The 12516-nt window shown below is 36.1% G+C and carries 11 protein-coding genes; 9 read left to right on the plus strand and 2 right to left on the minus strand.

Annotated features, from left to right (window positions below):
* Positions 1-96: 96 nt before the first annotated feature.
* The gene (locus N0K80_RS00095) at positions 97-2322 is read right to left on the minus strand and encodes an ATP-dependent Clp protease ATP-binding subunit (protein ID WP_269023399.1); all 2226 of its coding nucleotides are present in this window, start codon (positions 2320-2322) and stop codon (positions 97-99) included.
* Positions 2323-2527: 205 nt separating this feature from the next.
* Here N0K80_RS00095 and N0K80_RS00100 point away from each other — a divergent pair, with 205 nt between their 5' ends.
* From N0K80_RS00100 to N0K80_RS00130, 7 genes are all read left to right on the plus strand, one after another.
* Positions 2528-2716, plus strand: coding sequence for a hypothetical protein (locus tag N0K80_RS00100; RefSeq protein ID WP_057973672.1), 189 nt, complete (start codon positions 2528-2530; stop codon positions 2714-2716).
* Positions 2717-2878: 162 nt separating this feature from the next.
* Complete coding sequence (locus N0K80_RS00105; protein WP_146342392.1) at positions 2879-3145, plus strand: phosphocarrier protein HPr; 267 nt, start codon at positions 2879-2881, stop codon at positions 3143-3145.
* Complete coding sequence (ptsP, locus tag N0K80_RS00110; protein WP_146342391.1) at positions 3145-4866, plus strand: phosphoenolpyruvate--protein phosphotransferase; 1722 nt, start codon at positions 3145-3147, stop codon at positions 4864-4866. Before N0K80_RS00105 ends, ptsP begins: the two co-directional genes overlap by 1 nt.
* Before the next feature lie 149 nt (positions 4867-5015).
* Positions 5016-6197 (plus strand): glycosyltransferase family 4 protein, encoded by a 1182-nt coding sequence (locus tag N0K80_RS00115; RefSeq protein WP_269023400.1) that lies wholly within the window; start codon positions 5016-5018, stop codon positions 6195-6197.
* 30 nt (positions 6198-6227) lie between these two features.
* Entirely contained in the window at positions 6228-7250 is a 1023-nt protein-coding gene (locus tag N0K80_RS00120; RefSeq protein WP_269023401.1) for a glycosyltransferase family 4 protein, read from the plus strand.
* Positions 7251-7253: 3 nt separating this feature from the next.
* Positions 7254-8282: a lysylphosphatidylglycerol synthase transmembrane domain-containing protein gene (locus N0K80_RS00125; protein WP_269023402.1), complete on the plus strand. Its 1029-nt coding sequence runs from the start codon at positions 7254-7256 to the stop codon at positions 8280-8282.
* A gap of 22 nt (positions 8283-8304) precedes the next feature.
* On the plus strand, positions 8305-8655 hold the full coding sequence (locus N0K80_RS00130; RefSeq protein ID WP_269023403.1) for an MmcQ/YjbR family DNA-binding protein: 351 nt from the start codon (positions 8305-8307) through the stop codon (positions 8653-8655).
* 64 nt (positions 8656-8719) lie between these two features.
* On the opposite strand, the gene N0K80_RS00135 is transcribed toward N0K80_RS00130, so the two are convergent.
* Positions 8720-9895, minus strand: coding sequence for a pyridoxal phosphate-dependent aminotransferase (locus N0K80_RS00135; protein ID WP_269023404.1), 1176 nt, complete (start codon positions 9893-9895; stop codon positions 8720-8722).
* A gap of 135 nt (positions 9896-10030) precedes the next feature.
* Here N0K80_RS00135 and N0K80_RS00140 point away from each other — a divergent pair, with 135 nt between their 5' ends.
* Both N0K80_RS00140 and N0K80_RS00145 read left to right on the plus strand, forming a co-directional pair.
* Positions 10031-10264 carry a YkuJ family protein gene (locus N0K80_RS00140; RefSeq protein WP_057973680.1) on the plus strand — a complete coding sequence of 78 codons (234 nt, stop codon included), beginning with the start codon at positions 10031-10033 and terminating at the stop codon, positions 10262-10264.
* Positions 10265-10339: 75 nt separating this feature from the next.
* Complete coding sequence (locus N0K80_RS00145) at positions 10340-12403, plus strand: LTA synthase family protein (RefSeq protein ID WP_269023405.1); 2064 nt, start codon at positions 10340-10342, stop codon at positions 12401-12403.
* Positions 12404-12516 lie beyond the last annotated feature (113 nt).

Here is a 12516-nt window from a genome sequence, read left to right on the forward strand (position 1 = left end):
GTATCTAAATGATCGTTTATTTGTGTAAACGAATTAAAAAAAAAAGCCATAATTACCAGAATTGATTTTCTGGAGGTTATGGCTTTGATTTGGTCTTTATTCAGCGCTAGTTGAATCTTTAACTTCAGCAGTAGTATCCGCTGAAATTTTAATTTCGTCTTTTTCAATTTTTGCAGCTAATTTTGTTACATCAGGATTATCAAGATAGAAGTCAGCGATTTGGTCTTCAATCTGTTCTTGAATAACACGTCTGAGCGGACGGGCACCCATAGCAGGATTGTAACCTAAATCAACCAATTTCTCTTCAACGGGACTTGTCACGCGAAGTTCTAAGTTTTGGTTTTTAAGCACGTCGTTGACATCATTAAGCATCAAACTTACGATTGATACTAAGTTTTCTTTACTTAATGGGTTAAATTCAACGATATCGTCAAAACGGTTCAAAAATTCAGGACGGAAGTAATTTGATAGCTTATCAATGATGGCATGTGTTGCTCCCGTTGATGTTGCACCAAAACCAACATTGGCTTCAGCATCAGCACTTCCGGCGTTCGATGTCATAATGATAATCGTATCTTTAAAACTAACCGTGCGACCTTGAGAATCCGTTAAACGACCATCTTCAAGAATTTGTAAGAACATATGCATCACATCAGGATGCGCCTTTTCAACTTCATCCAACAAGATTAGGCTGTATGGATTACGACGAACTTGTTCAGTTAATTGTCCGGCTTCTTCATAACCAACGTAACCTGGAGGCGAGCCAATTAATTTAGAAACGGAATGTTTCTCCATATATTCACTCATATCGAAGCGAATCATTGAATCCTTCGTGCCAAATAATTCTTTTGACAATTGCTTGGCAAGTTCAGTCTTACCAATACCAGTTGGACCCACGAATAGGAATGAGCCAATTGGACGTCCAGATTTATTGAATCCGATACGGTTACGACGAATGGCACGAGCAACTTTATCAATCGCCGCATCTTGTCCAATCACATTGGCTTGTAAAGAGACAGCTAAATTCTTCAATTGTTGTTGTTCTTTTTCCTTCAATTCGCCTACTGGAATACCCGTTTTATCTTCGACGATTTGTTCCATTTCTTTTTCAGTCACAATTGGTAATTCATCAGAATCAGTATTACTGTCTTGTAATTCTTTGAATTTTGCAACTTGATCACGGTAGTAAGCTGCTTTTTCGTAATCTTCATCACTCAATGCAGTCTGCTTTTGCGTTTCAGCATTCTTGATTTTTTCTTCAACCAACTTAGGATCAATTGCTTTGATGGTTAAGTTCATTTTTGAACCCGATTCATCAAGCAAATCGATTGCCTTGTCTGGTAAGAAACGGTCTTGAATGTAGCGGTCAGATAGGGATGCAGCCGCTTCAATTGCTTCATCGCTGTAACGAACGTGATGGTAAGCTTCATATTTCTTTTGGATACCCTTTAAAATCACAATTGATTCTTCAACACTAGGTTCATCAACCTGAATGGGTTGTAAACGACGTGCAAGGGCGGCATCTTTTTCAATTTGGCGATATTCATTTAGTGTTGTTGCGCCAACTAATTGTAATTCGCCTCGAGCAAGAGCAGGTTTTAAGACATTACCTGCATCCATACCGCCTTCGGCATTTCCGGCACCAACAATTTCGTGAATTTCATCGATGAAAAGAATAATATTTTTATCTGCTTTTAATTCTTTCATTAATTGTTGCATACGTTCTTCGAATTGACCGCGAATTCCGGTTCCTTGAACTAATGAAACGACGTCTAAACGAACGACTTGCTTGTTCAATAATTTTTGTGGAACAGCTGAATCGACAATTTTTTGAGCCAAACCTTCAACCACAGCCGTTTTACCGACACCGGCTTCTCCGATTAAAACGGGATTGTTTTTCGTACGACGATTCAAAATTTCAATGATTTGATCAATTTCTTGGTCACGGCCGACGACTGGGTCAATATTTCCTGCCCGTGCTTCATCGGTCAGATTTAGACCAAATTGGCCAAGGATAGTATCCTTGCCATTATTCTTATTACCGCCACCGTTTCTACCAGCTTGAGTAGGGGGCGTTTGATCTTTTCTTTGTGAGTTATTATTTTGACTATTTGGCGCGATGGCATTAAATAATTCATCAAGGTTTCCAAAGCTAAATGGATCTTGTTGATTATTGCGAATTTGACCATTACTTAAACGTTCTTGTTCATCTTTAAGTAATTGGTAACAATTTTGGCATAAATCGTATTCTTGATGTTGGCCATTTAAGTTAGTTGATAAGTGGATCGTTGCTTGATTGATTCGACAATTTTGACAGATCATATGTGCACAACCTTTCATATTTAATTCGTTATTATTTCATAATATATTTAAGATCAAAGTAAGTTGACCTTCTTTGACCTTCGATGATTAGTATACAAAATGTCAAAAACTTCTGCAAGTAATTTGCATTCACTTTTTTACATTTTATAGTGGCTAATCTATAATGAAATAAAGATAGAAGATTTTAGCGAAAAGGGGTCTTAAAATGAGCGAGGATTACAAAGCAAAGATTGATGCGTTAATTGCTGGAGAGATAGAGACAATCACGATTAACCCAGATGAATTTATGGCTTTTCAACTTGTTTGGCAAAAAGAGAAGTTACGTAAAGCAATTGTTGGAAATGCGCAAAGAGAAGGTCAAATTATTTATAAGTATGTCAGTTTAAAAAACTAAAAAAATGACTAAAGACTTGTATCATTTTTTAAATAATGGTACTATTTATCTCTAGAGATTAATGCGTTAAACTTACTAATGAAAACGCGTTCTTTGCTTTTGTAAGTGGGTTATGCATTTTTCTAAAATAAAAAATATAGAACACCAAGGAGATAATTAATTATGGAAAAGAAAGACTTTCACGTAATCGCAGAAACAGGTATCCACGCACGTCCAGCTACATTATTGGTACAAGCAGCAAGCAAATTCGCTGCTGACGTTACTTTAGTTTATGGAGAAAAATCAGTAAACTTAAAATCAATCATGGGCGTTATGTCATTAGGTGTTGGCCAAAATGCTGACGTAACGATCACTGCTGATGGTGCTGACGAAGCAGACGCAATCGCAGCTATTACAGAAACAATGACGAAAGAAGGACTTGCTGAATAATGTCGAAAATGTTAAAAGGGATTGCTGCTAGTGATGGTATTGCCATTGCTAAAGCATATATGTTAGTTCAACCCGATTTATCATTCTCGCAAGTAAGCATTGAAGACCCAGAGTCAGAAATCAAACGTCTTGATACTGCTGTTGCAGCGGCAAGCGAAGATTTGAAGTTAATCAAACAAAAAGCTGCAGAAAACCTCGGTGCTGAAGAAGCCGAGGTTTTTGAAGCTCATTTGACAATTCTTTCAGATCCTGAACTTATGGGTAACATTGGCGATAAAATCAAAAATGATAAAGTTAACGCTGAAGCTGCATTGAAAGATGTTACAGATATGTTCATCTCAATGTTCGAAGGCATGACTGATAATGCTTATATGCAAGAACGTGCAGGCGATATCCGTGATGTTACAAAACGTGTAATGAGTCATTTGTTAGGCGTTTCAATTCCAAATCCTGCACTTATTGACCAAGAAGTTGTGGTCGTTGCGCATGATTTGACACCATCGGATACGGCTCAATTAAATCGTAAATTTGTTAAAGGGTTTATTACTGATGTTGGTGGACGTACTTCTCATTCTGCTATTATGTCTCGTACACTTGAAATTCCCGCTGTTGTAGGCGCTGGAGATCCAACGACTGCAATTACAGAAGGTGATATGGTTATTGTTGATGGTATCAACGGTGACGGAATTATCAATCCTACTGCTGAAGAAATTTCAACTTATGAAGCAAAAGCAAAAGCTTTTTCTGATCAAAAAGCTGAATGGGAAGAATTAAAAGACGCTAAAACAGTTACGGCTGATGGTGTGCATTTTGATTTAGCTGCTAATATTGGTACGCCTAAAGATGTTGCCGGCGCATTAGATAATGGTGCTGAGGCAGTTGGTTTATTCCGTTCAGAATTCTTATACATGGATGCTAGTGAATTACCTTCAGAAGATGATCAATTTGAAGCTTACAAAGCTGCAGTTGAAGGTATGAACGGCAAACAAGTTGTCGTAAGAACAATGGATATTGGTGGCGATAAAGAATTACCTTATCTACCATTACCAGAAGAAATGAATCCTTTCTTAGGTTATCGTGCAATCCGAATTAGTTTGGATCGTCAAGATATCTTCAGAACACAACTTCGCGCATTGCTTAGAGCTTCTCATTATGGACAATTAGCAATCATGTTCCCTATGATTGCAACTGTTAATGAGTTTAAGGCAGCTAAAGCTATCTACGTTGAAGAACGTACTAAATTAATTGATGCTGGTGTACCAGTTGCAGAGAAACTTGAAGTTGGTATGATGATGGAAATTCCTGCTGCTGTTATGAATGGTGATCATTTAGCTAAATATGCTGATTTCTTCAGTATTGGCACAAATGATTTAATCCAGTACTCAATGGCTGCTGATCGAGGTAACGAACAAGTTTCATACCTTTACCAACCTTATAACCCATCAATTTTACGTTTGATCAAAATGGTAATTGATACGGCTCATAAAGAAGGTAAGTGGGCAGGTATGTGTGGTGAAATGGCCGGAGATCAAATTGCCGTGCCAATCCTAGCCGGCATGGGACTTGATGAATTCTCAATGAGCGCTTCATCAATTCTTAAAACACGTAGTTTAATGAAAAAATTAGATACAACAAAAATGAAAGAATTAGCTGATAAGGCTGTCACTGATTGTGAAACTAATGAAGAAGTTATCGCATTAGTTGAATCTTACATGAAGTAATTCAAATATTAAAAAAACTGATAATTTCGATTATCAGTTTTTTTGTGTTTAATTGGGAATGAATGAGAATAATGTACTTTTATTGCATAACGAGCCAGAAACCAATATAATTAAGGATATTATACTAGGACAGACAAGGGGACCTTATCGTGAATATTGGGATTTTTACAGATACATATTTTCCACAAGTGAGCGGTGTGGCGACTTCAATAAAGACACTAAGAAACGAGCTCGAAAAAGAGGGCCATACAGTTTATATCTTTACAACAACGGATCCACATGTTGATAAGACGGTTTATGAACGTAATATCTTTAGGTTTTCTAGCATCCCATTCGTTTCCTTTACGGATCGACGAATCGCTGTTAGAGGCTTATTTCAAGCATATCAAGTGGCTAAGGAATTAAACCTAGATGTTATTCATACGCAAACCGAATTTTCTATGGGCTGGATTGGTAAATTTGTTGCGAGAAATTTAAAAGTGCCTTGTTTACACACGTATCACACGATGTACGAGGATTATTTGCATTATATTGCTAATGGTAAACTGTTAAAACCTTATCATGTTAAACAAATGACAAAAACATTTGCTTATCACATGAGTGGAATTGTGGCACCAAGTGATCGTGTTCAAAATCTACTACAAAAATATGGTGTGAAATCAGAAATGCGTATTATCCCAACCGGTGTAGATATCTCTCAATTTGAGCAATTAGAAACTGAGGATTATCGTGTTAAGTTAGGTATTGCTGAAGATCGACCAGTTATGCTTGCTTTGAGTCGATTAGCTTTTGAGAAGAATACAAAAGAAATAATTGATGTTATGCCTGCAATTGTTGAAAAAACGCCAGATATTTTATTTTTAATTGTTGGGGACGGCCCAGCTCGTGAGACGCTTGAAGAACAGGTCGTTAGCATGAATTTAGAATCTAATGTGCGTTTTACAGGAGAAGTCGATAATGACGAAGTCTTCCATTACTATCAATTGGCCGACTTATTTATCTCAGCTTCGGTTACAGAATCACAAGGATTAACGTTTATTGAAGCCCTGGCAGCTGGCACACCAGTACTTGCTAAGACAGGTGATTATACTGATGAGTTAATGGACCAACCAGAAATCGGGAAGACATTTGCTTCTGAAGACGAGATGGTTACAGATATTATTGATTATCTCAATAAACGTGATGCAGAAATTGATCCTGAACCACGTTTAAATAAATTAAAAGAGATTTCGGCAGCAACATTTGGCTCTAAAGTTGCCGCATTCTATCAAGATGCTCAAATTCAATATGTAGAATTAGAAGAGGAAGATGACGAAATTAGTCATTTATAAACGTACCTATTTTTTAAAGGAGTTTCAGCCATGCTATTAATTAACATGTTTTCTGCAGCCGACTCGGTTAAGGGACAAGGGGTCGGTAGTGCCTATACCGAAATGATGAGGTTACTCAAAGAACGTTTTCCGACTGAATTTAAAATCAGTGTGAACAAATACAGTCGTTCCGATATTAGTCACTACCATACGATTAATTTTCCGTATTATCTTTCAACTTTCATGCCTGGTCGCGGTAAAAAAATTGGTTACGTCCATTTTTTACCGGAAACGCTAGAAGGCAGTGTTAAAATTCCGCAACCTTTTAAAGCCATTTTTTACTGGTATGTGATTGCTTTTTATAAGCGAATGGATCATATCGTTGTTGTTAATCCAAGTTTTATACCAAAACTCGAAGCAGCTAAGATTTCTAAAGAACATGTGACGTATATTCCTAATTTTGTGTCAAAAAAAGTTTTTTATGAAAAAACGGCGGAAGAGAAGCAAGCTTTCAGGGATGAATTAAATATTCCAGCTGATAAGTTCATTGTCTTTGGTGATGGACAAGTTCAAGAAAGAAAAGGTGTGCCCGACTTTATTACGTTGGCTAAACAGAATCCTGATATGCAGTTTATCTGGGCAGGCGGCTTCTCATTTGGGAAGCTAACTGATGGTTACGCGGAACTAAAAAAAGTGGTCGATAATCCACCAAGTAATTTAATTTTTACTGGGATTATTGATCGCGAAGCTTTAGTTAATTACTACAATATTGCGAATCTTTTCTTATTACCATCCTTTAACGAACTATTTCCAATGTCAGTGTTAGAGGCATTTAGTTGTGGTACGCCGGTATTATTGCGTGACCTGGATCTCTATAAAGCGGTTATTGATGGTTATTATGATGCCGCAACAGATGTTGATGACATGCAAATTAAATTGAGAAAATTAAAAGAAGATCCTAACGCTTTAACGGTATTACACGATAAAGCGGATCAGGCGTCGGCTTATTATTCTGAGGACAGGCTGGCAGAGATTTGGCATCAATTTTATTTGGACCAGAGCAAAGAGGATTAAAAAATGACTCGAAAAAATGTAGGACTATTGATATTGATGGTCATAATTGGGATGGGTATATTTGCGTATTCATTAAGAAATGTGTCGCTAGAGTCACTCATTAAGGATTTAGTTAACATAAATGTTTGGTGGCTACTCGTTGCGGTATTTTGCGTTTGTATGTACTTTGTATTTGAAGCGTTTATCGTCAAACGATTTCTTAGGGGACAACATAAAAAGTTCACATTCAAGAATGCTATCCGTATCCCGTTAATTGAACAATTATTTAATGGAATTACACCCTTTTCAACAGGTGGTCAGCCCGCACAGTTATTTGCAATGGCCCAATCAGGTATTGATGCAGGACGTGCTAGTTCAATTTTATTAATGAAATTCGTTGTATATCAGGCAATGATTGTGATCAATTTTATTGTTTGTTTATTGATTGGATTTCAATACATACAAGATAAAGTGAACTACCTGATGGTTTTTGTGATTTTTGGATTTGTGATCCATTTAGCCGTAATCATTGGCTTGTTAATGATCATGTACTGGTACGCCTTTACTAAGAAATTAGTGGCCGCTTGTATGTTAGTCGTTAAGTTATTTGTTAAAGGTGATAAATTTGAACGTTTAAATACGAGTATCTATTCAAAAATAGAGAACTTTCATAAAGAAAGTTTACGTATGAAAAACGAAAAGAAAATATTATTTGATGTTTTCGTACTCACATTTTTCCAGTTAGCCTTTTACTATCTAGTACCATACTTCATCATGTTGTCACTCGGTTACACGTCAGTGGATATCGTTATGATTACGGCGCTTCATGTGCTGATTGTGATGGTTATTTCACTCTTCCCAATTCCTGGTGGGACCGGTGGAGCGGAATACAGCTTCGCAATTGTTTTTTCTAGCTTCATGACGAGTCATAGTAAATTAATTTTAGCCATGCTGCTGTGGCGCGTTTTAACTTACTATCTTGGTCTGTTTGCTGGAATGTTCGCATTAGTGATGAAGCCGGATAAAGTAGAAGAAATAGGATTAGATGATTAAATAGATAAGAGGTGGGGTCGTTATGGATTTGAAACGTCAAGAATTAATTCAATTCATTTTAGATCGAACGAACACAACTGAATCTTATCCATTCAATAACCCGAGCCGAAAACAAACCATCTTGTGGACGATTATGAAACAAGTTGGCAGTGGCAAGATGATGGCAATGATTTTTGAAAGAGATGACAAGTTGTTGTTAAACTTAAAATTAAAACCAGAACATGTTGATCAAATGAAACATGTGGGCGGTGTTACATCTGGATTTCATATGAATAAAAAATATTGGGTAACAGTTGATATTCAGAATACGGATGTTACTCAAATTGAATTAGAAAATATGATTATTGAGAGTGATTCATTAACGAAACGTTAAAAAATAAAGCACTAAACCATTTAGAATCTGAATGGTTTAGTGCTTTATTTTTATGGTCTTATGTTTACTTGTTTTCTGTCATATAGTCATTTAAACGTTCCATACCGGTAACTAAGTTTTCCATACTTGCGGCATAACTTAGACGGATATAACCTTTACCAGATTCGCCAAAGGCAGTACCTGGAATTAAAGCCAGTTTGTGATTGAATGCAAGGTCTTTACAAAATGCCATTGCATCCTGATTATAGCCCTCAGGTATTTTGGCAAAGATATAAAAGGCACCACTGGGTTCGGCCATTTCAAAGTGCATTTTTTTCATTTCTGTCATTACAAAATCACGACGTTTTTTGTATTCAACGTTCATAATACGACCGTCATCCTTGCCATCGCGTAAAGCGGCGATACCAGCACGTTGTGAAACACTGGTTGCAGATGTAACTAGATATTGGTGGACCTTCTTTAATTCGTCTGTCATGGATTTGGGTGCGAGTAAAAACCCAATCCGCCAACCCGTCATCGCATGTGACTTAGATAGGCCGTTAATTAAGACCGTTTGGTCACGAATGTATTTTGCGATTGATATATGGTCATGACCATAAGTTAATTCACTATAAATTTCATCACTGATAGCCCAGAGCTTTTGTGTTCGGATTTCATCAGTTATCGCAATGATTTCATCTTCAGTCCAAGAAATACCAGTTGGATTACTTGGATTGATCAAGATAATTCCTTTTATGGTTTCATCGGGATTATCAGCAATGGCTTGTTTAATCATGTCAGGTGTTAATCTAAAGTTATTATCGCGTGTATCAATATAGATAGGTTTAATTCGGTTTAAGGTAATTAATGGCATGTAACCAGGATAAAGCGGAGTAGGAACAAGAACCGCATCCCCCGGATTAAAAATGGTTTGTAAGGCGGTTGCAATGGCTTCGGTAGCGCCAACTGTGACTAATATCTCAGATTGAGCATCATAACTGACACCATATTTTTCGTTGAAAAATTCACTGGCAGCTGTACGTAACTCGATGTCACCAGCCATCCCCATATAATGGGAGTAATTTTCATTAATGGCTTCAATGGCAGCTTTTTTAATATGATCCGGCGTATTGAAATCTGGTTCGCCCATAGTTAACTTAATCATACCGGGAATTTGGCTCACTTCATCATCAAATTGACGAATATCTGAAACTTCTATTTTGAATACTTGATTGTTCAAATCTTTTCTAAATAACCCCATTTTATCGGCCTCCAAGTCTAATAACTAATAGTTTAGCATAAAAACATGTTAAGAAACGATTATAATCTGTATAATCAGGTGTAAATACGGAGAAACTTTGGTATTATTAACTATGATATTGAAAGGGGAACAACTATGAAAAATTCTCAGTTAGTCGCAATCATTAGCCGCTTAGAGGCTATGCAAAAAGAAGAAAATGGCGAAATCCAAACAAGACACTTCGAACGTGAAGGCGTTGAAAAAGGAATCGTTGAATATGATCCAGCTATGAAGGCATACACGTTAGAAGATTTAGGTAACCATACTAGATTTCCATTTGATGATATTGATTTAATTGCAATGGAAGTTTACGATTTATTGTTTGGTTAATCATTAACTGAAACATAGATTTAAAGACATTTTCGTGTTCTCGAAAATCGATCTTAAAAAAATGGAGGCACTAAGATGCGGTCAACTTTAAAATATGTTCAGGATAAATTGAGCTCAAGATGGGGTTTCTTCCTCTTGACGCTCGTTTTATTTTGGATTAAAACTGTCGTTGCGTACGAAACAAAATTTACGCTTGGTTCGACGGGGAGCATGCAACAATTTTTACTTTATTTAAACCCAATCCCAACAGCTTTATTGCTATTCGGAATTGCAATTTACTTTAGAGGTAAAAAATCATATTGGATTTTGCTGATTGTTGATTTTATTCAAACAACATGGCTTTTTGCAAATATGGTCTATTATCGTGAATTTTCAGATTTTCTATCACTAGGAATCATTAAAAATTCAGGTTCAGTTGCAAATAACTTAGATAAAGGAATTGCTGGTATTTTACGTCCAACTGATTTTTTCGTTTATCTTGATGTTATTCTTCTAATTTTGTTGCTGATATTTAAGCTAGTCAAAATTGATTATAATCCGATCAAGAAACGTTACGCTTTTATTGTGACAATTGCGTCTATTCTTTTAACTGCCGGCAACTTAGGTCTAGCCGGTAAAGATCGTCCTCAATTGTTAACGAGAACTTTTGATAATAACTATATAGTTAAATATTTGGGATTAAATTTCTATGCCGGATATAATGTTTATCAAACACAAAAAGAAAGTGCGACACGTAAAAATGCAACATCAAAAGATATGGATGAAGTCCTGAGTTACTTGAATAAGAATCGTGCGGGTTCAAATATTCAATACTATGGAAAAGCAAAGGGTAAAAACGTCTTTGTCCTTCATTTAGAAAGTTTCCAACAGTTCATGATTGATTATAAATGGGATGGGCAAGAAGTGACGCCTACCATTAATAAATATTATCATGATCAAAATACGTTATCATTTGATAATTTCTTCCATCAAGTAGGACAGGGGAAAACATCTGATGCCGAAATGATGTTGGAATCATCACTTTATGGATTACCATCTGGGTCAGCAATGACAACTTATGGGACACAAAATACATTCCAATCAGCGCCGGCTATTCTTGATCAAAAAGGTTATTCGACGGCGGCTTTCCATGGTGACGTGGGTAGTTTCTGGAATCGTAATAATACGTATAAATCATTTGGGTACCAATACTTCTTCAGCGAACCATATTATGACGTCAAAACTAACTACAAAGTTGGTTATGGGATGAAAGATAAGATTTTCTTGAAACAATCAGTTAAGTATATTGAACAGTTACCACAACCATTCTATGCGAAATTGATTACGTTGACTAACCATTATCCATATGATTTGGATAGTGCGAATGTCTCGATTAAAAAGACGACTACAGATGATAGTACGGTTGATGGATACGTACAAACATCTAAGTATTTGGATCAATCGTTTGAAGAATTTATTAGTTATTTGAAGAAATCTGGGCTATACAAGGATAGTATGATTGTTATGTATGGTGATCATTACGGAATCTCTAATAACCATAAAAAGGCAATTGCACAACTTTTAGGTAAAAAAGAAGTTACGAGTTATGATTTAACAATGTTCCAGAAGGTTCCATTCATGATTCACATGGATGGCCTTAAGGGTGGCATTAATCATACTTATGGTGGTGAAATTGATGTTTTACCAACCTTGCTTGATCTATTAGGGGTTAAAAATACGGATACAGTTCAATTTGGTAATGATTTATTGTCGAAAAATCGTAATCAAACTGTGGCCTTTAGAAATGGTGATTTTGTTTCGCCAAACTTTACTAAAGTTGGGAATACGACATACGATACGAAGACTGGTAAAGAAATTAAGACCTTAACAGCGGAACAACAAAAAACTTACGATCAAGAATTGAAACACGTGACAACGTCATTATCATTATCTGATAGTGTTATCACAGGTGATTTATTAAGATTCTACACGCCAAGTAATTTTACTAAGGTAAATAAATCCGATTATAATTACAAAAAAAGTAAAGCGTTAGAAACACTGAAAAATGCACAAGAAAAAGAAAAAACAAGTTTAATTGAACAACATGGTGGCGTATCTACTGAAGATTTATTCAAAACGGACGCACCAGAATTGAAATAACGATTAAAGCCATAACAATATGTTATGGCTTTTTTTGTAACCTTTACACAATCTTTACAATTCAACCACATGACCTTTACATTGAAAATATAAACTGGACGTATGAGTTAAAT

The organism is Dellaglioa carnosa (genome assembly GCF_026948345.1).
GTDB classification, from domain to species: domain Bacteria; phylum Bacillota; class Bacilli; order Lactobacillales; family Lactobacillaceae; genus Dellaglioa; species Dellaglioa algida.

Bases quoted from the DNA above. Each gene is read 5' to 3' on its own strand.
- N0K80_RS00095 (WP_269023399.1), bottom strand. From the start codon at position 2,322: ATGATCTGTCAAAATTGTCGAATCAATCAAGCAACGATCCACTTATCA.
- N0K80_RS00100 (WP_057973672.1), top strand. From the start codon at position 2,528: ATGAGCGAGGATTACAAAGCAAAGATTGATGCGTTAATTGCTGGAGAG.
- N0K80_RS00105 (WP_146342392.1), top strand. From the start codon at position 2,879: ATGGAAAAGAAAGACTTTCACGTAATCGCAGAAACAGGTATCCACGCA.
- ptsP (WP_146342391.1), top strand. From the start codon at position 3,145: ATGTCGAAAATGTTAAAAGGGATTGCTGCTAGTGATGGTATTGCCATT.
- N0K80_RS00120 (WP_269023401.1), top strand. From the start codon at position 6,228: ATGCTATTAATTAACATGTTTTCTGCAGCCGACTCGGTTAAGGGACAA.
- N0K80_RS00125 (WP_269023402.1), top strand. From the start codon at position 7,254: ATGACTCGAAAAAATGTAGGACTATTGATATTGATGGTCATAATTGGG.
- N0K80_RS00130 (WP_269023403.1), top strand. From the start codon at position 8,305: ATGGATTTGAAACGTCAAGAATTAATTCAATTCATTTTAGATCGAACG.
- N0K80_RS00135 (WP_269023404.1), bottom strand. From the start codon at position 9,895: ATGGGGTTATTTAGAAAAGATTTGAACAATCAAGTATTCAAAATAGAA.
- N0K80_RS00140 (WP_057973680.1), top strand. From the start codon at position 10,031: ATGAAAAATTCTCAGTTAGTCGCAATCATTAGCCGCTTAGAGGCTATG.
- N0K80_RS00145 (WP_269023405.1), top strand. From the start codon at position 10,340: ATGCGGTCAACTTTAAAATATGTTCAGGATAAATTGAGCTCAAGATGG.